25 protein-coding genes and 1 pseudogene are annotated in these 22,789 nt (G+C 69.0%); 15 read left to right on the forward strand and 11 right to left on the reverse strand.

Translation table 11 applies throughout. The features are described from left to right. Window positions 1-11: 11 nt before the first annotated feature. Together DEJ21_RS01190 and DEJ21_RS01195 are read right to left on the reverse strand one after the other, a co-directional pair. Entirely contained in the window at window positions 12-2,423 is a 2,412-nt protein-coding gene (locus DEJ21_RS01190) for a hypothetical protein (RefSeq protein ID WP_146247672.1), read from the reverse strand. A gap of 284 nt (window positions 2,424-2,707) precedes the next feature. After that, window positions 2,708-3,308, reverse strand: a pseudogene (locus tag DEJ21_RS01195) (recombinase family protein). A gap of 290 nt (window positions 3,309-3,598) precedes the next feature. Here DEJ21_RS01195 and DEJ21_RS01200 point away from each other — a divergent pair. Together DEJ21_RS01200 and DEJ21_RS01205 are read left to right on the forward strand one after the other, a co-directional pair. Then, the gene (locus DEJ21_RS01200) at window positions 3,599-3,847 is read left to right on the forward strand and encodes a hypothetical protein (RefSeq protein ID WP_111223451.1); all 249 of its coding nucleotides are present in this window, start codon (window positions 3,599-3,601) and stop codon (window positions 3,845-3,847) included. Between the two features lie 114 nt (window positions 3,848-3,961). Continuing rightward, window positions 3,962-4,171, forward strand: coding sequence for a DUF2188 domain-containing protein (locus DEJ21_RS01205; protein ID WP_258374811.1), 210 nt, complete (start codon window positions 3,962-3,964; stop codon window positions 4,169-4,171). 122 nt (window positions 4,172-4,293) lie between these two features. Here the strand turns inward: DEJ21_RS01205 and DEJ21_RS18070 are convergent, their stop codons facing one another. The 3 genes from DEJ21_RS18070 to DEJ21_RS01210 form a co-directional block, all read right to left on the reverse strand. Beyond that, a complete protein-coding gene (locus tag DEJ21_RS18070; protein WP_181435746.1) occupies window positions 4,294-4,461 on the reverse strand; it encodes a hypothetical protein in 168 nt (55 codons plus the stop codon). Between the two features lie 225 nt (window positions 4,462-4,686). After that, entirely contained in the window at window positions 4,687-4,902 is a 216-nt protein-coding gene (locus DEJ21_RS17905) for a DUF1129 domain-containing protein (protein WP_146247673.1), read from the reverse strand. 315 nt (window positions 4,903-5,217) lie between these two features. Continuing rightward, window positions 5,218-5,421, reverse strand: coding sequence for a hypothetical protein (locus DEJ21_RS01210; RefSeq protein ID WP_111223453.1), 204 nt, complete (start codon window positions 5,419-5,421; stop codon window positions 5,218-5,220). 1,232 nt (window positions 5,422-6,653) lie between these two features. On the opposite strand from DEJ21_RS01210, the gene DEJ21_RS01225 reads away from it, so the two are divergent. The 7 genes from DEJ21_RS01225 (at window position 6,654) to DEJ21_RS01255 (ending at window position 14,210) form a co-directional block, all read left to right on the forward strand. Further along, complete coding sequence (locus DEJ21_RS01225) at window positions 6,654-7,370, forward strand: GntR family transcriptional regulator (RefSeq protein WP_017887786.1); 717 nt, start codon at window positions 6,654-6,656, stop codon at window positions 7,368-7,370. A gap of 93 nt (window positions 7,371-7,463) precedes the next feature. After that, a complete protein-coding gene (locus DEJ21_RS01230; protein WP_111223456.1) occupies window positions 7,464-8,486 on the forward strand; it encodes a sugar phosphate isomerase/epimerase in 1,023 nt (340 codons plus the stop codon). Then, on the forward strand, window positions 8,483-9,436 hold the full coding sequence (locus DEJ21_RS01235; RefSeq protein WP_071404415.1) for a 3-hydroxyacyl-CoA dehydrogenase family protein: 954 nt from the start codon (window positions 8,483-8,485) through the stop codon (window positions 9,434-9,436). The genes DEJ21_RS01230 and DEJ21_RS01235 overlap by 4 nt, the downstream gene beginning before the upstream one ends. 15 nt (window positions 9,437-9,451) lie before the next feature. Beyond that, window positions 9,452-10,237: an SDR family NAD(P)-dependent oxidoreductase gene (locus DEJ21_RS01240; RefSeq protein ID WP_111223457.1), complete on the forward strand. Its 786-nt coding sequence runs from the start codon at window positions 9,452-9,454 to the stop codon at window positions 10,235-10,237. A 120-nt stretch (window positions 10,238-10,357) separates the two neighbouring features. After that, window positions 10,358-11,749, forward strand: a complete 1,392-nt coding sequence (locus DEJ21_RS01245) for an MFS transporter (RefSeq protein ID WP_035809316.1) — start codon at window positions 10,358-10,360, stop codon at window positions 11,747-11,749. After that, a complete protein-coding gene (locus DEJ21_RS01250; RefSeq protein ID WP_111223458.1) occupies window positions 11,746-13,452 on the forward strand; it encodes a dihydroxyacetone kinase family protein in 1,707 nt (568 codons plus the stop codon). The genes DEJ21_RS01245 and DEJ21_RS01250 overlap by 4 nt, the downstream gene beginning before the upstream one ends. Then, the gene (locus DEJ21_RS01255; protein WP_111223459.1) at window positions 13,449-14,210 is read left to right on the forward strand and encodes a triose-phosphate isomerase family protein; all 762 of its coding nucleotides are present in this window, start codon (window positions 13,449-13,451) and stop codon (window positions 14,208-14,210) included. Before DEJ21_RS01250 ends, DEJ21_RS01255 begins: the two co-directional genes overlap by 4 nt. Here DEJ21_RS01255 and DEJ21_RS01260 read toward each other — a convergent pair. Continuing rightward, a complete protein-coding gene (locus DEJ21_RS01260) occupies window positions 14,203-15,045 on the reverse strand; it encodes an NAD(P)H-binding protein (RefSeq protein ID WP_111223460.1) in 843 nt (280 codons plus the stop codon). The two genes, DEJ21_RS01255 and DEJ21_RS01260, sit on opposite strands and share 8 nt — an antisense overlap. A 79-nt stretch (window positions 15,046-15,124) precedes the next feature. Here DEJ21_RS01260 and DEJ21_RS01265 point away from each other — a divergent pair, with 79 nt between their 5' ends. Continuing rightward, complete coding sequence (locus DEJ21_RS01265; RefSeq protein ID WP_258374813.1) at window positions 15,125-15,877, forward strand: TetR/AcrR family transcriptional regulator; 753 nt, start codon at window positions 15,125-15,127, stop codon at window positions 15,875-15,877. On the opposite strand, the gene DEJ21_RS01270 is transcribed toward DEJ21_RS01265, so the two are convergent. Both DEJ21_RS01270 and DEJ21_RS01275 read right to left on the reverse strand, forming a co-directional pair. After that, window positions 15,874-16,545 carry a response regulator transcription factor gene (locus DEJ21_RS01270; RefSeq protein ID WP_111022462.1) on the reverse strand — a complete coding sequence of 224 codons (672 nt, stop codon included), beginning with the start codon at window positions 16,543-16,545 and terminating at the stop codon, window positions 15,874-15,876. The two genes, DEJ21_RS01265 and DEJ21_RS01270, sit on opposite strands and share 4 nt — an antisense overlap. Next, window positions 16,542-17,753: a sensor histidine kinase gene (locus tag DEJ21_RS01275; protein ID WP_244993310.1), complete on the reverse strand. Its 1,212-nt coding sequence runs from the start codon at window positions 17,751-17,753 to the stop codon at window positions 16,542-16,544. The genes DEJ21_RS01270 and DEJ21_RS01275 overlap by 4 nt, the downstream gene beginning before the upstream one ends. Before the next feature lie 341 nt (window positions 17,754-18,094). Here DEJ21_RS01275 and DEJ21_RS01280 point away from each other — a divergent pair, with 341 nt between their 5' ends. Next, entirely contained in the window at window positions 18,095-18,976 is an 882-nt protein-coding gene (locus DEJ21_RS01280) for a manganese catalase family protein (protein ID WP_111022461.1), read from the forward strand. Between the two features lie 82 nt (window positions 18,977-19,058). On the opposite strand, the gene DEJ21_RS01285 is transcribed toward DEJ21_RS01280, so the two are convergent. The 3 genes from DEJ21_RS01285 to DEJ21_RS01295 form a co-directional block, all read right to left on the reverse strand. Continuing rightward, window positions 19,059-19,385 carry a hypothetical protein gene (locus tag DEJ21_RS01285; RefSeq protein ID WP_071248763.1) on the reverse strand — a complete coding sequence of 109 codons (327 nt, stop codon included), beginning with the start codon at window positions 19,383-19,385 and terminating at the stop codon, window positions 19,059-19,061. A gap of 11 nt (window positions 19,386-19,396) precedes the next feature. Then, window positions 19,397-19,867 (reverse strand): Hsp20/alpha crystallin family protein, encoded by a 471-nt coding sequence (locus tag DEJ21_RS01290; RefSeq protein ID WP_111223462.1) that lies wholly within the window; start codon window positions 19,865-19,867, stop codon window positions 19,397-19,399. Window positions 19,868-19,976: 109 nt separating this feature from the next. Next, window positions 19,977-20,720, reverse strand: coding sequence for an alpha/beta fold hydrolase (locus tag DEJ21_RS01295; RefSeq protein WP_111223463.1), 744 nt, complete (start codon window positions 20,718-20,720; stop codon window positions 19,977-19,979). 50 nt (window positions 20,721-20,770) lie between these two features. On the opposite strand from DEJ21_RS01295, the gene DEJ21_RS01300 reads away from it, so the two are divergent. The 4 genes from DEJ21_RS01300 to DEJ21_RS01315 all read left to right on the forward strand — a co-directional run bounded on the left by DEJ21_RS01300 (window position 20,771) and on the right by DEJ21_RS01315 (window position 22,789). Next, window positions 20,771-21,232 carry a MarR family winged helix-turn-helix transcriptional regulator gene (locus DEJ21_RS01300; RefSeq protein WP_111223464.1) on the forward strand — a complete coding sequence of 154 codons (462 nt, stop codon included), beginning with the start codon at window positions 20,771-20,773 and terminating at the stop codon, window positions 21,230-21,232. A gap of 70 nt (window positions 21,233-21,302) precedes the next feature. After that, window positions 21,303-21,485: a hypothetical protein gene (locus DEJ21_RS01305; RefSeq protein WP_071248776.1), complete on the forward strand. Its 183-nt coding sequence runs from the start codon at window positions 21,303-21,305 to the stop codon at window positions 21,483-21,485. Window positions 21,486-21,503: 18 nt separating this feature from the next. Beyond that, window positions 21,504-22,040, forward strand: coding sequence for a MarR family winged helix-turn-helix transcriptional regulator (locus DEJ21_RS01310; protein ID WP_111223465.1), 537 nt, complete (start codon window positions 21,504-21,506; stop codon window positions 22,038-22,040). Window positions 22,041-22,174: 134 nt separating this feature from the next. Next, the gene (locus tag DEJ21_RS01315) at window positions 22,175-22,789 is read left to right on the forward strand and encodes a TetR/AcrR family transcriptional regulator (protein WP_042538020.1); all 615 of its coding nucleotides are present in this window, start codon (window positions 22,175-22,177) and stop codon (window positions 22,787-22,789) included.

The raw sequence follows: 22,789 nt of genomic DNA on the forward strand, positions 1-22,789 counted from the left end.
TGCCATTTCCATTAGAAACCGACCCCCTTTCCGCCCGTTTTCTTGCCGGACTTTGTAACGGTAAGGTGGAATGATTGTGTATAGGAAACTGGTGAGCCTCTGAATACGTAGTCCACTTTCACAGTTTCGTACAGAATATCCTTGCCCTTTGGCGAATAATTCCCGCAGGCCTTGACACCCACGGCGACGCCCAATCCGTACGATCCGTCATCGTCACAGCGCTGATAGCCAACTTTGCCGCGGTGCTTCTTTTTGGACCAAGCACTCGTTCCATCGTAGTAGAACTTACCCCGCATCACGCTCTTCCAGTTGTAGGCCGGAGCGTGCCCGGTAGCTGTTCCGTAGGTGGAATGAATGGCACCTGCCGATCGTGCCACAGCAAGGCTTGCGGTAGCTGCTGTGTCATCACTGAAGTCAACCCCGAGGTCATCGGTGTCGGCTACAACGCCAGGGTCTTGCGAGTCATCGCCCTGACACGTGGATTCATAGTCCGCCCGCGAGAGCGAAGAGGCCTCTGCGACTCCTTGGAGCGCCGCCGCGCATCTGTTGTTGATCTTCGCTGTTGTTGCGGTGAAAGCGTGCACCGGCGTCCGAACAGTTGCCGCGGCCCCCGCTGACGTTCCTGTGGTAGTTGCTGTCCAATAATACCGCTGTCCGTCCTGGAGAATTCCGGACGGAACCAAGTACGACCCATTGATAGGTTCGCTAACAGCCAGAGGAGTCGAGACCCCGTCTGGGTTGGCGCTGATGGTATAAACCTGCGTCGTGTCTTCGGGGAAGATATCGCGTTCGGACTCAACAGCAAGCCACGTACCTACCGAGGCGTAAGCATCCTGTGACGGAAGTACAGTCATTGCCTCGTTGGCCCAATCGCCACCCAGGTGGAAGCCCAAGGACGAGCCAGCAACAACGTTGCCCGCGCTGTCAACGATCTCGGCGTCCACCTGATGGTCGCCGCCACGGGCCGGAACAGTGACCTTCGCATTCGTGCCCGACGCTGAGGATTTGAGGACTTGAGAAGTTTCGTCACCGTCCGCAGTGACACGCAACTCCTGGCCGGTCCCACCGCTGGGCGGTGCGGACACGTCGCACTGGAAGTCACTTTCGGGGATCGTGAGATCCGTACTGCCATTCGTGTACGGACAAGTGATCGTCGGCCTGACGAGATTGATGTACCAACCCTGGATATCGATGACGTAGTTCGTGGGGGCGGCAACGTTATTGAGATTGATATCGCCGTTCGCGCCAAGGGCAACGGTTACGGTGTTGGTACGGATCTCGTCGGTCTGGAAGTTGATCGATGTCGTGTCCGGCTGCGTCGTTCCGCCGGCCCACACGGACGCGCGGCCATCGCTGCCACCATGCACGGCGGTCAGCGTGAGGACGACCGCGGTGATGCCGGAGCCCGTAACGGGGACGCCGGCCTGGCCGGCGACCGGGATCGCGCGGGTCTCGTTCTTGGAGAGGATGCTGCTACCCGATGCTCGGGAGTCGAACACCCGACCGACACCGGGGGTGAAGGTCGCGCCAGTGGTGCCGGCGGCGGTGAAGTAGCCCTGCAGGTCGATGACGAGGCTGATGGTCGACGAGCCGTTGTAGATCGTCATCTTGCCGCTCGATGACAGCTGTACCTGCGCCTGGATCGAGGTGTTCACCGACGGGGCGTAGTGCAGCGCGTTGCTGGGACGGGTGGCACCGGTGGCATACGGGGTGAGGTAGCCGTCCGAGGCAGTGGAGTTGATCGGGATGAGGTTCACGACCGCGCCGGACGCCCCGTCCGGGACACCATTGGCGCCGGTGACCTGAATGTCGACGCTCGTCCCCGGCGCGAGGAGCGCCTTTGGAGCGCCGAGCCCGGAGCGGGTGTCGACGATGCGCTTGCCCGCGACGGGGACAAACCCGCCAGCGGCGGTACCGTCGGTATTGGCGGTGTAGTAGCCCTGCACGTCGAGGATCAGCCGCGCAGCCGTCTCGGTCGACACCTGAATGGTGCCAGCCGCACTCACGGCGACGATCGCAGTGTTGGAGACGTACTCACCCGCGTTGTCGTTGTAGATCAGCATCGTCGTGCGCGACGTGTCCGCATCAGGCCGGCCGTAGAGGATGCCGTTGTCCGGCGAGCCGCTGACGGTCGCGTTCAGCGACACAGCGCCGACGGTACCGTCATCGGGGATCCCCGCGGTGCCGGTGATCTTGATCGTCCGGTACTTCCCGGCTTCCATCGGCGTGCTGAACCCGCCCGTACCAACTTTGGTGTCCAGGACACGGCCCGATGCGGGGACGAACACACCACCGGTGCCGGTGTCGTTGATTGCCTGCGCCGGCGTGGCGACCAGCAGTGATCCAACAAGTGCGAGCGCGCCCAAGGCGGCAGCAGCGATGCTGCGCCCCCTCGTGCGCGGAGCGTGCAGCAATGAGCGCACGAAACCCCCTAGTTCAGAGTGACGGCACCAATTGCTGTCAGCGCCCGAAGCATATGAGGAAGCTGAACACGTATACCCCCACCCATTTGGGGGTCTCCGGAAGAACCCCAGATGAGCAGCGGTAGTACCGCAGCGGTCTTAATGCATCTTCAGCCAGTGAAGCTTCGCGGACTCCGACGGGGCGGGTACAGGCCGATCGGCAAACGCGCTTGGCAGCATCAGATTCAGCACCGCAGCACTCAGCCTCGGAGCGAGGTGACCCGGACGCAGTTGCCAGCACACAGTCACTCAGGAGGCTTCCGCCGCCTCCCAGCGATTGGTTCGCTCTCGCGTCGGAGCGCTCGATACACCGTCGTCCGACTCACACCAAGCACGTCACCGATCTGCGCCACCGTCATGTCCTGCTGCTCATACAACCGACGAGCGGTCCGCACCTGGTCCGCCGACAATCGCGGCGTGCGCCCACCGGTGCGCCCACGAGCGCGCGCAGCCGCGAGCCCCGCGTGGGTGCGCTCACGGATGAGATCACGTTCGAACTCTGCCAACGCCGCAAACACATGGAAAACAAGCCGACCACCTGGCGAGGTGGTGTCGATCGTCTCCTGTAGCGACCGAAAAACAACACCCCGCTCCCCCAATGCTTGGAGCTGATCGATCAGATGCCTGATCGATCGATCGACCGAGCCGGTCGAGTCGCCACACCACGAGCGTGTCACCCGGGCGAAGCTGATCAAGCAACTTCGTCAGCTCCGGACGATGCTCAAGAGACCCGGAAATCGTGTCGACCCACACCCGGTAACAGCCGGCCGCATTCAAGGCGTCGAGCTGCAGCGCCGCATCCTGGTCCGTCGTCGACACTCGCGCATACCCAAGGAGCTCACCCATAGCTCAAGTGAAACGGAACCCGTCATCGGCAGATAGAAACGGCACATAGATACCGGCACTGTGTTTCGTCACAAAATGCATCCGCGCGCCCCGCAGTTCGAAGGGTGGCGCGAGAGACGTGCCACAAACGGTCGTTTGTGACAGCCTCATCGCCAAGCCAGTTGAGCGCACGGCTCGGTTTGTCGGTCGCGCCTGGAGGTGGCCACTCACCGCGGGTTCGCACCGGATGCTCGAGCAGGTACCCGATTGTCGGCGCCCATCGGTACCGTCCCCGCAACGAGAGGGGCGACATGACCGACTACGACAGCGGCATGGTGTTCGGGCGTGCGTGCGAGGGCTGCGGCTTCGATCAATCCGTGATCTGGTTCGAACCGATCGACGATGATCCCGCCGGCGGCACATCATGCTCGGAGTGCGGCACCGTATATGGGCCCGACGGCGCTCGCGACCGCGCACGCACCGATGCCCGACGCGCGGCGGGCATCGAGCTGCCGCGCTCCTTCTCCGGCATCCGAGCTACCAGCCGGCCCGACGACTAGTCCCGGCCTGACCGATCTGTAACTCCGACACGCTGTGTGTCATATGTGGATGTCGGAGTGCGGGGTTACGTTGTCCGTGACGAGGGAGGTGACATGAGTAGCAACAGGAACGTGGTGCCCAACGCGAACGGCGGGTGGGACGTGCGAGGCGGCGGAAGCCGAGCCTCCGCACACACCGAAACCCAGGCTGAGGCGATCGACCGCGCGCGGACGATCATCAGCAACCAGGGTGGCGGTGAACTCTCCATCCACAACCGGGAGGGACAGGTGCGAGCGAAGGACACGATCGCGCCGGGCAACGACCCCGAGAACGTGAAGGGCTGACCCGAGCATCCTTTCGCGATGAGGCCCGGCCACCGTTGGTGGCCGGGCCTCATGCATGTCACGGCCGGCCTGTGGACAGAACACTCAACTCCACGGCCGGGTGCAGTTGAGTACCCCGTTAGTCAGCGCATAAGCAGCGGCACGGCCACGGTGGTGGCGATGCCGGCCAGCGTCGTAACGATGCCGGCGACCGCGACGAGCTGACTCGATACAGCCGGGCTCCGCCGGGGGCCCGGCGTTCCGGTGATGGTTGTCTCCACGCTGAACGCGTAGACCTTCTTCTTCTTCATGGGTGGCGCCTTTCTTGGTGTGGGCCTGCTCTGTTCTACGGCTGTGAACGCCGGAGTCTCAGTTGGGTCTTGCTCCCTCTGACACGTCGGTGACACAGCCTCAGACCACTCGGGGCCTGCTCAGACCGCTCGGCGGACTGCACCAGCCCCTATGCGTCGTTGGTGGAGCCTGACGCGCGTCCGATAGGGGATCGGCTACCGGACGTCAGCGAGCGGCACCAGCGATCAATGCGATCGCTTCGTCCTGGTCAATGCGATCCCGGCGAAGATGGCGCCGATGACGGCGAGAGCGGCGCTGGTAATGACCCACGGGCTGAGGAAGCTATCGCCGTTGAGAACGCGAGACGTGATCGTGAGTACTTGAGACAGAACGAGCAAGGACCCGACGAGAATCGTGGTGCCACGAGACCACGATGGCTTCTCGTCAGGTTCTTCACTCACGGCCCCATCATGCACCGTGCCGGGGGAGTGGTGAGACTCGATTGAAGATGGCTCAGCGGCGAGCGATCCGGGTGATCCGGGTGATCCGGATGAAGTAGTACGTGGGCAGGAACATTAGGGCGCCCAGCGCGACAAGTAGGTAGCCGATGGTGTCTCCGGATCGAGCTTGCGCGATGCCCGAGATTACTGCTGCCGCCCCAACGAGCGGCGCGCACACTGCAAGGACTTGAACGAGCGCCAAACCTCTTGGAGCAGGTGCTTTCACTTGGGCCATGCCTGAAGCATGCCGCAGATCGTGTCCCGCTAGCCGATCCTCTACTGGCCGCGCTTCGCCTTCCGAAGTGCGAAGCGCCACAACCCGATGCCCGCTCCGAGCCAAACGATGCCAAGCACTGTGTTCAGGACCGCTAGCACCACGTCAAGGTCTGGGCGGATGAAGCGGACAATCGACGTCGTGATGAACACCAGTCCGAAGGCGAGAGCGATCGACCCCAACACCTTCGCGCTCATCACGTCCACCGAGCCAACCTAACGCTGGTGGCGTCTCGATGACCGATCGGCTGACGAGACCCGAGCTAGGGCGCTGCGGCGATATTCTCGACGTGAACCCGCCCAAGGCGCATCTACCCGGTAAGGATGCGTCCTGCCCGCAGCATGGCGAGGGTGGCTGCCCGTTCGAGCCGGGCCGGGTCCGTAGGCCTCACTTCGCTGCGGGCGATGTCGGAGGTCATCAACCAGAACGTCCAATCGGCCGTCGACTCACGGACACTTTCAGTCTGGCGGCGCTGCGTCTCCTGAAGTCTCGTCGTCTCTCGAACCCGAGCGGCGAGCACTAGTGTCCGTAGATCTGAGTACGCATCGACGTAGATTCCCGACGGAACTCGTCCTGGCCCTCACAGGGATCGGACTCGGTGTTACCGGCGCGCTGAGTCCCAGCGGCGGTGTGGCCGGCCTCCTCTGGCCGCTCGGTGGCGCGCTCGTTTTCCTCGGTATGTACTTCGGCATCCTTGCCTCGTTCGTCGGGGTTCTCGAACGCCGAGCCCGAGCTGCCGAGCTTGCCGACCCTGCATCCCTGCAGCTCCGGGGTTTCCTGACGAAATCAGGGCGCGTCGCTTTCGGTCTGCCGTCATCGAAGCTCGTCGTGCGCCCGAGGCGATCTCGCGGGAACTGTAGCGTGGCGGGTACCGCCAGCTGGCAGCTGACCTGACACGAACGGAAGCAACATGCGGCAATTGATCGTTCACTACGACGCAATTATGAACCCGGGTGGAGGGATGCCGTTTGGCGTCTGGATTGTCATTGTGATCGCGTTGGTTGCAGTGGGTGGCGCTCTCGCAGTCTTCCGTGGTCGTCGCAAATGAATATCTGCGCGACTACAGGTTTGGCAGTCGCATGAAAACCTTGCTCATAGTGATGTTTGCCGCGGGCGCAGTGCCGTTCGCGGCTGGTGTCATCTACTGCGGGATCAACTTCCGACCGGGTCGGGAATTCCTACCGCGGAAGTGGCAGATTGCCGTGATGGTCGTAGGGTTCTTGCTCGCCGCCGCCGCGGTCCTGACCGGAATCGCAACAAGCGGGTCGGGCGTTGCGTAGTAGTCGAAGTACGACGGTGTCCGTTGAGGAGTGCTCGGCAGCGAAGCCTGGCGCAGCGTCGCTCTTCAACTGAGCCCCGCGAGCGCAGAACTTCAGCGCCGGGACCGGCTCGGAGCCCTCCCACCGAGCCCGAGTCGTGGATTCTCTAGGATCGACCCATGTCCACGACCATGCCCGGCTTCGGGACGGAGCGCATCACGCAGCTCGGCCTGCGCGACCGCGTCTACGACCGGGTGCTCGAGGTCCTGATGGGCCACGACGTCGAACCGGGCATGCGGCTGTCGATCGACGGACTGGCCCGCTCCCTCGGGGTCTCGCCGACCCCGGTCCGCGAAGCCCTGGTGCAACTCGAACGCACCGGCCTCGTCACCCGTGAAGCGAACAAGGGCTACCGGGTCTCCCCGCCCCTGGCCGGCGACCAGCTCGAGGCCCTGTTCGACGCCCGGCTCATCGTGGAGAGCGGTGCCGTCGAGCTCGCGGCCCGCGGCGACGTCGACGGCCTGCGTGAGCGACTGGCGGCAGCGCTCGACGAGCAGGCTGCGGTGGCCGCCGAGGTCGCGTCCGTCGGTGCTGCGCACGCTCCGGAAGAGCTGATGGCCCGCTTCTTCCGCAGCGACTGGCAGTTCCACCAGCTGATCTTCGACGCGACACGGAACCCGTTCCTCGAGGAGATGTCCGAGATCATCACGACGCGCGTGCACCGCATGCGGCAGATCGTCGAGGGTGGCGGGGACGACACGGATCGTGCGGTCCAGGAACACCGGGCCATCCTGGAGGCGCTGGCTGCGGACCCGACGTCGGCCGTCGCCGCGATGCGGCTCCACATCGACGCCGTCCGGTTGCGTTCGCGCGCGGACGCGTCCCACACGAGCTGAGGCGGAGGGGTTGCGTTCCGTCGTCGTGCGAGTATCTTTCCTATAGGAAAGAGGTTCAAGGCTGAACCACCACGACATGCAAGGGAGCATTCCGTGACCACTCCACAGGACTGGGTCGACCAGGATTGGGACCCCACCACCTGGACGTCGGGGACCTGGCCGATCGCCGCGTGCCTGCACGGGTTCGCGCAGGTCACCCGCGACGGGACGGCCTTCCACGACGCCCCCGCCGAGGTGTGGGACGAGGTGTTCGGGCAGATCGAGGCCGTCGGCTTCTCGCTCGCCGAACTCGCCGACAGTCACATCCGGCCCGCAGACCTCGAAGCCTCGCGCCGCGACGAGCTGTTCGCCGTCGCGAAGGCGCACGGCATCGGGATTCCCTCGGTGCACCTGCAGCGCAAGAGCGTCATCCAGCCCGGGCACGAGGACGAGAACCTGGCCTACGCCCACCGCACCATCGACGCGGCGGCCGAGTGGGGCATGCAGGTCTTCTCGACCGGGCTGCACCAGCCGTTCACCGAGGCCCAGAAGCGGGCGCTGTGGTTCTGGACGGCACCGGGGCCGAAGGACCCCGACGACCCGGAGGTCTGGAACGCCGCGGTGAAGCGCCTGCGGGAGCTCGGCGAGCACGCTGCGAGCGTCGGGCTGCCGATGGCGCTCGAGCTGTACGAGGACACGTACCTCGGCACCGCCGACAGCGCCGTTCGCCTGGTCGAGGAGATCGGGCTCGACAACGTCGGCCTGAACGCGGACGTCGCGAACCTCATCCGCCTGCACCGTCCGGTCGAGGACTGGCGGGAGCTCTTCGCGAAGACCATGCCGCACACCAACTACCTGCACGTGAAGAACTACACGCGTGACGAGGCCGGCGACGGCAGCTGGGCGACGAGTGCGCCGAGCACCATGGAGACGGGCCTCATCAACTACCGCCAGGTCCTGCGCGACGCCGTCGCCGACGGGTTCCGCGGGATCGTCATGACCGAGCAGTACGGCGGGGACAGCCTCGGCGTCTGCGCCACCAACCAGCAGTACATCCGATCCGTCCTCGCGACGACGAAGCTCGACGCGACGGCGACCCCGACTGCAGCAACCAGCACCGAAGGAGCAATCCGATGAGCACCCTCGACATCGCCGTCGTCGGGTCCGGCTACATGGGCGGCGGGATCGCCCAGGTCCTCGCCCTCGCCGGCCACACCGTCCGGATCGCCGACGTCTCGGCCGAGATCGCCGAGCAGAACCTGGAACGGCTGCTCGGCGAGACCGCACAGTTCGTCGCCGACGGGCTGTTCCCCGAGGACGCCGTCGAACGGGTCCGCGCACACCTGAGCGCTGCCGAGTCGATCGAGGCCGCCGTCGCCGACGCGGACTTCATCGAGGAGGCCGTGCCCGAGAAGCTCGAGATCAAGCACGCGACGCTGCGCCGCATCAGCGAGGCCGCCCGCCCCGACGCCGTGATCGGCTCGAACACCTCGACGATCCTGATCGAGTCGCTGGCCGAGGCGGTCGTGGGCCCGGAGCGGTTCCTCGGCGTGCACTTCTCGAACCCGGCACCGTTCATCCCCGGCGTCGAGCTCATCCCGCACCCGACCACGAACGAGCACGCGATCGAGGTCGGCGAGACCGTCGTCGCCGCGACCGGCAAGCAGTCGGCGCGGGTGAAGGACTCCACGGGGTTCGTCCTGAACCGCCTGCAGTACGCGCTGTTCGAGGAGGCCACGAAGATCGCCGACGAGGGCATCGCGAGCCCCGACGACATCGACACCATCGTGCGGACCACGTTCGGGTTCCGCCTGCCGTTCTTCGGCCCGTTCGCGATCGCCGACATGGCCGGGCTCGACGTCTACGCGTTCTGCTTCGAGTCGCTGCAGACCCGCTGGCCCGAGCGCTTCGCCACCCCGCCGTCGCTGCAGCAGCACGTCGACGCCGGTGAGCTCGGCACGAAGTCCGGCGCCGGGTACCTCGAGGTGCCGGCCGACCGCACGCCCGAGCTCGTGGCCTACCGGAACAAGGCGTACGTGGCGATGCAGAAGCTCCTCGACGAGCTCGGCCCGGCACCGATCCACTGAGGCGGGAGGGACACCATGAGCGACCAGAACCAGTCAGCCGGCCAGTACCGAGACCGCACCGTCGTCCTCACCGGTGCCGCCTCACCGCGGGGCATCGGCCGCGCCACCGCCCACCACCTGGCCGAGGCCGGGTGGGACGTCGGGATCATCGACCTCGACCAGACGGCGAGCGAGCAGGTCGCCGCCGAGATCCGGGAACAGCACGGCGTGCGGGCCGTCGGCGTCGGTGCGAACGTCGCCGACGAGTCCGCCGTCCGTGCGGCCTTCGACACGATCGAGGCCGAACTCCGGCCGATCACCGCACTCGTGAACCTGGCCGGGGTGTCGTCCGCGCACGCCTACCTCGACCTGCCCGAGGGGGAGTGGCACCGTGTGCTGTCGATCAACCTCGACGGCGTGCACTTCGCCAGCCTGCGGGCGGCGGAGTCGATGGTGCGGTCCGGCTACGGGCGCATCGTGAACCTGTCGTCGGTCTCCGCCCAGCGCGGCGGCGGCACCTTCAGCAAGACCCCGTACACGGTGGCGAAGGCCGGCGTGATCGGCCTGACCCGTGGCCTGGCGCGCGAGCTCGGCCCGCGCGGCGTCACGGTCAACGCGATCGCCCCCGGTCCGATCGACACCGACATCATGGGCGGCACCCTGTCCGAGGAGCGGAAGGCCGAGATGGCCGCCGACGGCGTGCTGCCGCGCATCGGCACCCCGCGGGACATCGCTGCAGCGATCGCCTACCTGATCAGCGAGGACGCCGGGTTCGTCACGGGCCAGACGCTCAACGTCGACGGCGGCCTGTACATGCACTAGGGCCAGCCGCCCACGGAACGCGCGCCGACCGGGCGACGCGCTCCGTGCCTCCCGTCCGGACGACCGAACCGACCGCCGGACGCCAGAACGACCGCACCGTGCTCGCAAAGGAGCGAACCCGTGTCACTACCCCCTGCCCCCGCGCTCGGGTCGACGAACGACCCCGGCCTGAAGTCCGCCATCGGCAAGGCGACGAAGCACCTCATGCCGATGCTCGTCATCCTGTACTTCGTCGCGTTCCTCGACCGCACGAACGTCGGCTTCGCCGAAGAGGCCCTGCGCGTCGACCGCGGCATCTCGGACGCCGCCTTCGCCCTGGGCGCCGGCATCTTCTTCATCGGCTACGCGATCTTCGAGATCCCGTCGAACCTGCTGCTCAAGCGGTTCGGTGCGCGCTTCTGGCTCGCCCGCATCGCCGTCACGTGGGGCATCGTCGCCGCGCTGTTCGCCTTCACGACGAACGACACGATGTTCATCATCCTGCGGTTCATCCTGGGTGTGACCGAGGCCGGGTTGTTCCCGGGCGTGATCATGTACCTGTCCGAGTGGTTCCCGAACAAGGTGCGCGTGCGCATGTTCGCGATCTTCTACCTGGCGCAGCCGTTCTCGCAGATGATCGGCGCCCCGCTGTCCGGCGGCCTCATCAGCGTCGGTGACCAGGTCACCCCGTTCCACGGCTGGCAGGTCATGTTCGCTGGCGAGGGGATCCTCGCGGTGCTGGCGGGCATCGCGGCCCTGGTGTTCCTGACGAACAGTCCGCAGCAGGCGAAGTGGCTCGAACCGGGCGAGAAGGCGTCGCTCACCGCGGCCATGGAGCGCGAGGACACCGCCCGCAGCGAGGACGGCCCGAAGGGCATCTGGCGCGCGATGGCGAGCGGGCGCGTCTGGTACTTCACGATCATCTACTTCTGCCTGCAGGTCGCCGTCTACGGCACGACGTTCTACCTGCCGCAGCAGGTGTCCTCGCTGCTCGGGCAGGACGTCGGTTGGCAGGTCGGTCTGGTGTCCGCGATCCCGTGGCTCGTCGGACTCGTCGCCTGCTACCTGATCGGGTCGCGTGCGGACTCCGTCGGACGCCGTCGTCGCTGGGGCACCCTGTTCTACGTCACGACCGGCCTGTCGATCCTCGGCTCGGCGTGGGCGGGTGCGAACGGGCAGCCCGTGCTCGGCATCCTGTTCATCACCCTGGCCGTCGCGAGCTTCCTGGCCGTCGGCCCGATCACCTGGGCGTACCCGACGGCGTTCCTGACCGGTGCCGCAGCCGCCGCGGGCATCGGCCTGATCAACTCGCTCGGCAACCTCGGCGGGTTCGTCGCCCCGATCATGCGCACCGCGATCAACGAGGTGGTGCCCACCGACAGCGGTGCGTTCGGCATCGTCTCGCTCGGCGTCCTGGCGTTCGTCGCCGCGGTGATGATCTTCTGCACCAAGTTCTTCCGCGGGGCCAAGGCCGACGAACTGCTCGACACCTCGCACGTCCGCACCACCGACCCGAAGGGCAGCAAGCGATGACCAGACTGTTCAACGACCCGGCGGACTTCGCCGACGAGGCGACCGACGGCTTCGTCGCCGCGAACGAGCGGTGGGTGCGGAAGGTGCACGGCGGGGTCGCCCGCTCCACCACGAGCCCCGACGGCACGGTCGCGGTCGTGATCGGCGGGGGCTCGGGTCACTACCCCGCGTTCGGCGGGCTGGTCGGCCACGGCTTGGCCGCTGGTGCCGCGATGGGCAACCTGTTCGCCAGCCCCAGCGCCCAGCAGGTCACCGGGGTCGCGAAGGCCGCGGAGCACGGTGGCGGTGTGCTGCTCAGCTACGGCAACTACGCCGGTGACGTCCTGAACTTCGACGCCGCGGCGCGCACGCTCGAGGCCGACGGCATCCCGGTCCGGACGGTCCGCGTCACCGACGACGTGACGAGCGCCCCTGCCGACGACCGCGCGATGCGCCGCGGCATCGCGGGTGACCTCTGCGTCTTCAAGGTCGCCGGCGCCGCCGCAGAGCGCGGGGACGACCTCGACACGGTCACCGCCGTCGCCGAACGGGCGAACGACCGGACACGCAGCTTCGGCGTCGCGTTCTCCGGGTGCTCGCTGCCGGGCGCCGAGGAACCCCTGTTCACGGTGCCCGAGGGCCGGATGGCGGTCGGCATGGGCATCCACGGCGAGCGTGGCATCGACGAGACGGACGTGCCCACCGCCGACGGGCTGGCCGAGCTGCTGGTGTCCCGGCTGCTGGACGAACTGCCCGACGGCGTGACGCTCGAGGGCCAGCGGGTGGTCCCCATCCTGAACGGCCTGGGTTCGGTCAAGTACGAGGAGCTCTTCGTCGTCTACCGCTCGGTGCAGCGGCGCCTGGCGGACGCCGGCGTCGTCATCGTGGAGCCCGAGGTCGGCGAACTCGTCACGAGCTTCGACATGGCCGGGGTCTCCCTGACGCTGTTCTGGCTCGACGACGAGCTCGAGGACCTCTGGGCAGCACCCGCGGACACCCCCGCCTACCGCAAGGGCGGTGCCGTCGCCGAACAGCGGGTCGACCCGTCGACCGTGGCGGCGGACGCCGAGGGCGTCGGCATCGGCCCGGCGACCGACGAGTCCCGTGCGGTCGCCGAGCAGGTCGCCGCCGGGTTCGCCGCGGTCCGCGCCGTCCTCGACGAGCACGCCGACGAACTCGGGCGCATCGACGCCGTGGCCGGCGACGGTGACCACGGCATCGGGATGCAGCGCGGATCGCACGCCGCCGACGTCGCAGCCGCCGACGCGGTCAGCCGCGGTGCCGGTGCCGGCACCGTCCTGCTGGTCGCCGCGGATGCCTGGTCCGACAAGGCCGGCGGCACGTCCGGTGCGATCTGGGGTGCCGCCCTGGAGGCACTGGGTCGCGTGGTCGGGGACGACTCGCGTCCGTCGGGTGCCACCGTCGCGCAGGGGGTCCGCGCGGCCACCGAGGCCGTGCTCGCGTTCGGCGCCACCGTCGGTGACAAGACGATGGTGGACGCCCTGGTGCCGTTCGACGAGGTGCTCCGCACCCGGCTCGACGCCGGGGCGGCGCTCGCCGAGGCCTGGGGCGACGCCGTCCGTGCCGCCCGCGAAGCCGCCGACGCCACGGAGTCCCTCGTGCCGAAGATGGGCCGGGCGCGCACCCATGCCGACCAGGCCGTCGGCACCGCGGACCCCGGTGCGCTGTCCTTCGCCCTCGTCGTGGAGACGGTCGCCCCGTGATCACCGTCGGGGTGTCGCTGAAGACGTACTTCTCGCACGCCCGGACGCTGTCGTGGGCGGCCGAGGTCGCGGACATCGCCCGGCGACACCCCGCGGTGCGCTCGGGTGCGGCGTCGCTCTTCGTGGCGCCGACGTTCCCGGCGCTCGTGCCCGTCCGCGACCTGCTCTCCGGGTCGGGAGTGCTCCTCGCCTCGCAGGACCTGTCGTGGGCCGACGCGGGTGCGTTCACCGGCGAGGTCTCCGGCGCCGAACTGCGGGAGATCGGTGTCGACCTGGTCGAGATCGGGCACGCCGAACGGCGCTCCCTGTTCCACGAGGACGACGCGACGATCGCGGGGAAGGTGCACGCGGCCTTCCGGAATCACCTGCGTCCGCTTGTGTGCGTCGGGGAGCCGGACCGGGCCTCCGATCCGACGGAAGCGGTGGCGGCGGTGACCGCGCAGCTCGACCGGGCCGTCTCGACCGCCGTCGCGGACGGTCTCGCCGGACCCCTGACCGTCGCCTACGAACCGGTGTGGGCGATCGGCGCACCGGCACCCGCGCCGGACGACCACATCGTGGCGGTGCTCGCCGGGATCGAGCAGCGCCTCGCCACCCGGCCCGAGCTGCGCGGCAGCACCGTCCTCTACGGGGGCAGCGCCGGACCGGGTCTGCTCACCCGGGGGCAGGGGCGGATCGGCGGGCTGTTCCTCGGTCGGTTCGCGCACGACCCCGCAGCGGTCGAGGCGATCCTCGACGAGGTCGCGGCGCTCAGCTGAGCTGGTCGCGCACCGGCCGTGGGGCGCGACCGAGCAGTTCGCCGAGCAGCGGATCGGTGCCGGCGAACAGGCCCCGCTCGGCGGCCTGGTACATGCCGAGCAGGAACCCGACCATGTGCGGGTCCTGCCCCGCGGCCAGCGCACGGGCACGCCACTCGTCCTCGCCCAGGGCCTCGAACCCGATCGTCCGACCGGACACCTCGGACGCCTGCCGAGCCAGGTCGGCGAAGGTCGGCGCGTCCGGAGCGGTGAGCGTCACCGGCCCGTCGAACGGCTGATCGGAGAGCAGGATCGCGGCGGCTGCCTCGGCGGCGTCCTCGCGGGCGGTCCACGACACCGGGCCGTCGACGGGGACGGACACCGTGCCGGTCTCCTGCCACGGGCCCGTCATCCAGGCGGCGCTGTGCGCGTAGAAGCCGTTCCGCAGGCTCGTCCACGGCAGCCCGGAGTCGCGGAGCAGGTCCTCGGTGGCGGCGTGGTGCGCGGCGGGCACGAAGGGCGAACCGTGCGCGGCGCCCTGGTGGCTCGTGTACAGGACCCGGCCGACGCCGGCGTCCACGGCTGCCTCGACCGCAGCACGGTGCAGCGCGACGGCGTCGGCGGCTGGGTCGCTCGAGGAGACGAGCAGGAGCTGATCGGCGCCCGCGAAGGCTGCCGGCAGGGTCTCCGGTTCGGCGTAGTCGCCGCGGCGGACCTCGACGCCGCGGTCGGCGAACCGCTGTGCTCGGGCAGGATCACGGGTCACCACCGCCAGGTCGGACGGCGCAAGGTGCTCGAGCAGGTGGTCGGCGGTGGCGCCGTTGAGGGCTCCGGTGGCCCCGGTGATGACGATCATGACTTCTCCGTATCGGTGGAAACAGCGCTTCGGTAGCGCTGGTAACACAGTGATAGCACAGATCCGTTATCGTTGTTCCGTGATCGAGCAGGGAAGCCAGCGCGACGAGACGCGTTCGCGCATCGTCGAGGTCGCCGGCACCATGCTGCGTGAACGCGGTGCCGCGGCGGTGACCACGCGGGCGGTCGCGGACGGCGCAGGCGTCCAGGCACCGACCATCTACCGGCTGTTCGGCGACAAGGACGGTCTGCTCGAAGCGGTCGCCGAGCACGCGATGGCGACGTTCTCGGCGATGAAGGCCGACGCCGTGCGGGCTGCTCGTGACGAGGCGACCGACCCCATCGAGGACCTCCGCGCCGGTTGGTCGATGACGATCGGCTTCGGGCTGGCGAACCCCGACCTGTTCGTGCTGTTGAGCGACCCGGAGCGCGGCCGTCGGTCGGCAGCCGCCCGCGCCGGCACCGCGCTGCTCGCCGAACGCATCCGGCGGGTGGCCGAGGCCGGACGACTGGCCGTGCCGGAGCGCCGCGCGGTCGAGCTCGTGCACGCGGCCGGCACCGGTGCGGTGCTCGCGATCCTTGCTGCTCCGGCGGACGAGCGGGACCCGTCGCTCGCCGATGACGTCCTCGACGCCGTGCTCGGGCGGATCCTCGTGCCGAGCGGGCCGACGAGGGACGACGGCGGCGCGGCCCCGGGTGGTCACGGTCGGGGGAGTGACGCCGTGACGAGCGCCGCGATCACGCTCCGTGCCGCAGCGCCCCGGCTCGATCGGCTTTCGGCAGCCGAGCGGACGATACTCGCGGAGTGGCTCGACCGGATCGCCGCGGACTAGTCCTCGCGGGTGCCCGCCAGCCCGTGGTCGTGTGCGTAGACGACGAGCTGCACCCGGTCGCGCAGTGACAACTTGCCCAGGATGCTCGAGATCTGGGTCTTCACCGTCGACTCGGTGACGTACTCCCTGGTGGCGATCTCGGCGTTCGAAAGGCCGCGGGACGCCCACCCGAACACGACGCGCTCCCGCTCGGTCAGGGTCGCGAACTCCGGCGGCTGCGGTGCCGGGGCCCGCGCCACGTCGGTGCCGAACAGCTGCGCGAGGTCGTTCGGTGCGATGACCGAGCTGCCCTCGTGCACGGCCCGTACCGCGGCGAACAGGAACGGCGGCGTGGTGTCCTTGAGCAGGAACCCGCTGGCGCCGAGCCGGATCGCGGTCGCCGCCGCCGGGTCGAGCCCGAAGGTGGTGAGCACGACGACGCGGGGGAGCGGGCCCGCGACGGCACCGGAGTAGAGCTGCCGGACGGTCTCCACGCCGTCCATGCCGGCCATCCGCATGTCGAGCAGCACCACGTCGGGCCGCACCTCGGGGATGAGCGCGAGCGCTTCGGCACCGTCGGAGGCCTCACCGACCACCCGCATGTCGTCCTGGGCGTCGAGCACCACCCGGAGCCCGGCGCGGAACAGCGCCTGGTCGTCGGTGAGCAGGATCCTGATCGGTTCGGTCATCGGACGGGTCCCCCTTGGACGTCGAACGGGATGCGGGCGCGTGCCGTGAACACGTCGTCCAGCACGGCGGCGTCGAACGACCCACCGAGGGCGCCGAGGCGCGAGTCCATGCCGTCGATCCCGCGGCCCGAGCCGGCGGTGGTGCCGTCGCCGGCGACGTTCTCGACCTCGAGCACCAGGTCGGCGTTCCGCCACGTCTCCCGCACGACGACCGGGTTGCCGGGGGCGCCGTGGCGCAGGGCGTTGGTGAGCATCTCCTGCAGCACGCGGCGGGCGGCGGTGCCGGTGTCCGGGCGCAGGGCCAGCGGGACCCCGCGCACCGTGCGGTCGACGTCGACCCCGGCGTCGCGGATGCCCTGCACGATCTCCTCGAGCGAACCCGGGCCGGTCGCCTCGGCGGAGCCGTCGATGTGCCCGAGGACCTGTCGGACCTCGACCAGGGAGCTGCGGGCGGTGCTCGCGATGGTGGCGCTGACCGCTCGGATGCGCGCCTCGTCGTCGAGGAACGGCACCGAGTCGGCCTGCGCGATGATGACCGCGAGCGAGTGGCCGACGACGTCGTGCACGTCGCGGGCGATGTCCGCGCGGATGCGTTCGGACTCGGCGACGTCGATCGCGCGGGTGGCGGTGGCCTCGGCCTCGGTGGCGACGGCCTCGGCACGTGAGGCTGCGGCCTCGGCATCGGCACGGCGCTCCGACTCGCGGTCGCGGGAGCGGAAGGCCCGGACGGCGACCCCGCCCGCCCAGACCCCGAGCAGCGCGGTCACCGGGGCGGCCATCGCCAGGAACGCCTGGTCGCGTGGGCCGTTGATGAGCACGAGGAACCGGAAGCCGGTCGACGCCAGGTAGACCGTGGCCCCCGCTCCGGCGACGACCGCGAGCACGCCGGAGACGACGACCTCGGTGCGGGTGCCCACGACCGCGGCGGTGCCGATCACGACGAACAGCGCGAGGTCCACCAGCGACGGGCGCTCGCCGCCGCCGACCTGGATCACCCCGAGGACGACGACCATGGCCATCGCGGCGGACGGGGAGATGCGGCGCAGGGCGATCGCCACCGAGGCCGACAGGACCGCGGCGAGGCTCGCGTGCTCGAGCTCGAGGTCGATGGGCAGCAGGAAGACGAACGCCGCCAGGACCGCCCAGGCCACGTCGATGACGATCGACCGGGTGGCGAGCGGCCGGAGGAACCTGCCCCGTTCGGTCACGAGAGCGATCCTCCCATGCCGTACCGGCGTCACGCGGGCGGGGCCATGGCCATGAGTGCGATGACGGTGGCGACCACGATCGCCGCGCAGAGCAGCAGGGTGGCGATCGTGTGCTTGGTCGAGGTCTGCATGCTCCCAGCCTGGGCAACCGGACGGCCGACGGCATCGGGCGGGGGACCGAAGGGCCTCGTCCTGCCGGGTGAAGCCGACGGTGGAACCGGAACCGTGGAACGGCGCATCCGGGACACCCTCTGCGTGATCCGGCCACCTTGGACGGCCGCTCAGTGCCCCCGGCGAACCATCGACCGTGCAATCGCTCGATCGAGACGAAGGAGCACGATTTGTACTTCCACAAGCAGGAACTCCAGTTCAAGGCAACGCCCGACAAGCCCGACGCGATCTACGCCCGCAAGCTGCAGGAGGTGCTCGGTGGCCAGTACGGAGAGATCTCCGTCGCCATGCAGTACCAGTTCCAGGCGTGGAACATGCACATCCCCGGCAAGTACCGCGACATGGTGTTCGGCATCGGCGCCGAGGAGATGGGCCACGTCGAGATGCTCGCGACGATGATCGCGCAGCTGCTCGAGAAGTCCCCGCTCGGCATCACCGAGGACGCGCTGCAGGACGACCCCACGGTCGCCGCGATCGTCGGCGGCACCGATGTCCAGCACGCGATCGTCGCCGGTGCGGGTGCCCGCCCGGTGGACAGCAACGGCAACCCCTGGCAGGGCTCGTACATCACCGCCAGCGGCAACCTGCTCGCCGACTTCACGGCGAACGAGAACGCCGAGATGCAGGGTCGTGTGCAGGCCGCCCGGCTCTACCACATGACCGACGACCACGGCGTGCGGGACCTGCTGTCGTTCCTCATCGCCCGCGACACCATGCACCAGAACATGTGGGCGACCGCTGCCGCCGAGCTGCGCGAGAAGGGCGTCGAGGGCTTCCCCGTGCCGAGCAACTTCCCGCAGTCGAAGGAGAACCAGGAGGTCAACTACCAGTACCTCAACTTCTCCGACGGTGCCGAGGCGAAGAACGGCCCGTGGGCGAGTGGCCCCTCGTTCGACGGCAAGGGCGAGTACTCGTACCACGACGGCCCGACCACCTCGGTCCCGATGCCCCCGCCCACGCACCCCGACGTCCGGCTCTACGGCACCACCGAGCTGCCGAACGTCGTCGAGAAGACGGCCGGCCTGGTGCAGGACAAGCTGAACAAGGAGTAGTCCCGACGGTCGCCCACGCGACCGACGGAACGACAGGAGGCCCGGCGCACGACGTGCACCGGGCCTCCTGTCCGTCAGGTGGTCACCGCACCGACGGGGCGGACCCGCCCACGGTCATCAGCGCCCCCGTCTCGGGTTCTTCGTCGCGCGGTGCCTCGAAGATGCCCGAGTAGGCGCGGACCGCGCTCCACCCCGCGATCAGCAGGGCCGTGCCGAGGACCGCCGCGACCCAGGGCGCCAGGAGCGACTGCTCGAACAGCCGGGGCGCGGCGACCCAGGTCAGGAACGTGCCGGTCAGGCTGCCGGTCGCCCCGAGGAGCACGGCGGTGCGCCGGTCCAGGCTCGTCAGCGCGAGCGCCGCGGTGACGACGAGGACCGCGACCACCGCGTTCAGCAGGACGGACGTCATCGCTCAACTCCTCACTCGGCTGCGCCGGAACCGGCTGCGCCGGAACCGGCTGCGCCGGAACCGACCGCGAGCTGCTCGGACGCGCCACCGACGGTGACGGCGATCTTGCGCGGCTTCGCGGACTCCTTGACGGGGATCGTGACGCTCAGCACGCCGTTGTCGTACCCGGCGGTGATGCGCTCGGCGTCCAGACCGTCGCCGAGCGTCAGCTGCCGGACGAACGTGCCGGGCTGGCGCTCACGGGTGAGCCACTGCGAGCCCTCTGGTGCGCCCAGGGTGCGCTCGGCGCGGATGGTCAGGACGGAGCCGTCCACGTCGATGTCGACGGAGCCCGGGTCGATGCCGGGCAGGTCGACGTCGAGGACGTAGTGGTCCCCGGTGCGGTACAGGTCCATCGGCATCGAGCGCGGACCGGCTGCGGTGCCGAGGAGCGAACCCGCGAGTCGGTCGAGCTCGCGGAACGGGTCGAAGTTCATCGTCATCGAAATCAACTCCTTCGTGGTTCTCGTTGAGTCCCCTCGACTCAACTGTCACCGTTTTAGCACTCGACCCTGGTGAGTGCCAAGAGATCGCTCGGAGGACGCCGAGAACTCAGCCGAGCAGGGGCGCCAGGAACGGATCGATGACCGCCCACGTCGCGTCGGGGGCCTCGAGGTGGGGCAGGTGTCCTGCGGCCGGGACCTCGGCGAACACCGCACCCGGCACGGCCGCCGCCACCGCGCGACCGTACGCCGGGGTCGCGACCCGGTCGCTGGCGCCGAACACGACGAGCGTCGGCACCCGCACGGCCCCGAGTCGATCGAGCAACGTCGGGTCGCTCATCGACCGGCCGGCGACGACCGCCATGGTCTGCCCGTTCGAGCGCTGCACCGCCCGCTGTTCCTCGGTGACGGACGCCGGGTCCTGGTAGCCCCGCGCGGGATCGTGCCAGGCGACCTCGGCCAGCCCGCGGGCATCGAGGGCGAAGAAGTCGGCGATCGGTTCACCCTCGACCACCGCACCCACGCCGTCGATGTCGACGACGGCACCGACGACCCCGGCGAACCGGTCGTCGGCAGCTGCCTGCACGGCCATCTCGAGGGCGATCCAGCCGCCGATGGAGGACCCGACCACCACGACGTCCTGCTCCCCGGCGGCGAGGAGCTGCTCGAGGTACGCGGCCGCCAGGGCCGGGACGGAGTCGATGCCGTCCGGGCGCGGGGTGCCGTCCCACCCGGGGTGCGTCGGGGCGACGACGTGGAAGGCGGGTGCGAGGTGCGCGACGATCGGTGAGACGGTCCGGGGGCCGCCGCCACCGTGCAGGACGAGCGCGGTGCGGGTGCGGGTGTCGGTCATGGGTGCTCCATATCAACATGCTTATGTACGAGTGTTGATACCGTAGCACCATGCCGACCGACCTCGAAGCCCTGGGCCACGCCGTCAAGCGGGCGCAGTACCGCAACCACCGCACGATGGACGCCGCACTGCGCGGCCTCGGCGTGACGCTCGTGCAGTGGGACGCCCTGCGCGCGATCGACCGGATGCCCCGCGCATCGGGACACGACCTCGCCGTCGCGACGTTCCAGAGCGACCAGGCCTTCGGCACCCTGGCGAACCGGATGCTCGACCGCGGGCTCATCACCCGGACCGCCGGTCGGGGTCGGCGGATCGAGCACGCGATCACCGAGGACGGTCGGCGGGTGCTCGACGAGGGGCACCGCATCGCCGAGGGGGTGCTCGACTCCCTGTTCGCACCGCTCGACGAGCCGCGACGGGCGGCGCTCCTGCAGCTCCTCACGACCCTGACGGATGCCGCTGAACCCTTCGGCGCGCAAAACGTACACAGCGCGAATGGTTCGTTGAACTGACCGTTCACTTTGTGAAAGAGTTCAGCCGTCCGCAGGGGACACACGGCAAGCAAGAAGGGCGGGACACGACATGCACAGCACGTACTCCGGGATGCCTCGGACGGCACGGATCGGTGGCAGCCACACCCGCGTCGGTCTCACCGACCCGGCGATCATCGACGCGTACGTCGAGCGTCGCATCCAGGACCCCTCGCTGCTCGCCGGTCGTTCCGAACCGTCCTACGCGGACTTCTTCAGCACGCCTGCCGTTTAGCAAGGAGCGCATGACCCCATGCCGTTGACCGTCGTCCGTCGAGAGCACGTCCACCTCTACGCCCGCGAACCCGAGTCCGGGGTCGCGAAGACCGCTGTCGACGCGCTGCTCCGCCTGCAGCACGCCGAGGACCAGCAGATCGAGTCCGCCCGCATCGAGAGCGGCCTGTCGAAGAACGAGTTCCTCGCCGTCCGGTACATGCTCCAGGCGCACCGGGACGGCCGCACGATGGGCCCGAAGGACCTCGCCGTGATGCTCGCCGTCTCGAACGCCTCGGTCACCAAGATCGTCGACGGGCTCGTGCAGAAGGGTCTGCTGTCGCGCACGGCGCACCCCACCGACCGTCGTGCGCAGGTGCTCGCCCCGACCGACCGGGCCGCCGACAAGATCGACGCCTCGTACGCGCGCTTCCACGCGGCCGTCGTCGAGGTGCTCGAGCAACTCCCCGACGCGGACAACGCCGTCCTCGCCGACTCGCTCACGAAGATCGTCGACGCGCTCGCCGCGGGCACGCCCGCGCCGGTCGACGAGTACACGGTCGACGACCAGGACTGACGCGAGCGCGCGCGGCTGACGCGACCCGGCGGGTGCGACGCGACCCCGATACGGACTGGAGGCCCGTGGTGCGTCCGCCACGGGCCTCCAGACCGGACGGTGGCGAGAAAACCTTCCAGCGGTAAGTTGGGTGCATGACCCACCCCGCGGACGACGCCGACGCGGCCCAGCCGCGCCGCGGCGGGTACCGCAAGGGCGCCGAGCGGCGCACGCAGATCCTCGACGAGATGATCCGCATGGTCGCGGAGCAGGGGGTCGACGCGTCGTCGCTCCGCTCGGTGGCCGAGGCTCTCGGGATCACGCACGCGGCGCTCCGCCACTACTTCCCGAGCCGCGACGAACTGCTGCTCGCCGTGTACCGGGAGCACGAGGTCCGCGAGCAGGGCGCGCCCGACCGGATGAAGTCGGCGATCGGCGACATGCGCGAGAGCGCATCGCGCAACCGGGCCGTGCCGGGGCTGGTGCAGCTGTACACGACCCTCGCGGCCGACGCCGTGCAGGAGGGCCACCCGGCCACGCGCGACTTCATGCGCGAACGCTTCGCCCGCCTTCGCGCCGAACTCGCCGTGCTGATCGAGGCGGACCAGGCGAGTGGCCGGATCCGCGCCGACCTGGACCCGGTCGACCTGGCGAGCCTGAGCATCGCGGCATCCGACGGACTGCAGGTCCAGTGGCTGCTCGACCCGGACGCCGTCGACGGCGAGCGGGTGCTGCGGCTGCTCGAGCAACTGGTCCCGCCGGTGCGCTGA

The organism is Curtobacterium sp. MCSS17_006, assembly GCF_003234215.1.
In the GTDB taxonomy this organism is placed as follows: Bacteria; Actinomycetota; Actinomycetes; order Actinomycetales; family Microbacteriaceae; genus Curtobacterium; species Curtobacterium flaccumfaciens.

Bases quoted from the DNA above. Each gene is read 5' to 3' on its own strand.
- DEJ21_RS01200 (WP_111223451.1), top strand. From the start codon at position 3,599: ATGACCGACTACGACAGCGGCATGGTGTTCGGGCGTGCGTGCGAGGGC.
- DEJ21_RS01305 (WP_071248776.1), top strand. From the start codon at position 21,303: ATGCACAGCACGTACTCCGGGATGCCTCGGACGGCACGGATCGGTGGC.
- DEJ21_RS18070 (WP_181435746.1), bottom strand. From the start codon at position 4,461: ATGAAGAAGAAGAAGGTCTACGCGTTCAGCGTGGAGACAACCATCACC.
- DEJ21_RS01285 (WP_071248763.1), bottom strand. From the start codon at position 19,385: ATGACGTCCGTCCTGCTGAACGCGGTGGTCGCGGTCCTCGTCGTCACC.
- DEJ21_RS01240 (WP_111223457.1), top strand. From the start codon at position 9,452: ATGAGCGACCAGAACCAGTCAGCCGGCCAGTACCGAGACCGCACCGTC.
- DEJ21_RS01225 (WP_017887786.1), top strand. From the start codon at position 6,654: ATGTCCACGACCATGCCCGGCTTCGGGACGGAGCGCATCACGCAGCTC.
- DEJ21_RS01260 (WP_111223460.1), bottom strand. From the start codon at position 15,045: ATGATCGTCATCACCGGGGCCACCGGAGCCCTCAACGGCGCCACCGCC.
- DEJ21_RS01300 (WP_111223464.1), top strand. From the start codon at position 20,771: ATGCCGACCGACCTCGAAGCCCTGGGCCACGCCGTCAAGCGGGCGCAG.
- DEJ21_RS01315 (WP_042538020.1), top strand. From the start codon at position 22,175: ATGACCCACCCCGCGGACGACGCCGACGCGGCCCAGCCGCGCCGCGGC.
- DEJ21_RS01310 (WP_111223465.1), top strand. From the start codon at position 21,504: ATGCCGTTGACCGTCGTCCGTCGAGAGCACGTCCACCTCTACGCCCGC.
- DEJ21_RS01235 (WP_071404415.1), top strand. From the start codon at position 8,483: ATGAGCACCCTCGACATCGCCGTCGTCGGGTCCGGCTACATGGGCGGC.
- DEJ21_RS01270 (WP_111022462.1), bottom strand. From the start codon at position 16,545: ATGACCGAACCGATCAGGATCCTGCTCACCGACGACCAGGCGCTGTTC.
- DEJ21_RS01290 (WP_111223462.1), bottom strand. From the start codon at position 19,867: ATGACGATGAACTTCGACCCGTTCCGCGAGCTCGACCGACTCGCGGGT.
- DEJ21_RS01250 (WP_111223458.1), top strand. From the start codon at position 11,746: ATGACCAGACTGTTCAACGACCCGGCGGACTTCGCCGACGAGGCGACC.
- DEJ21_RS01295 (WP_111223463.1), bottom strand. From the start codon at position 20,720: ATGACCGACACCCGCACCCGCACCGCGCTCGTCCTGCACGGTGGCGGC.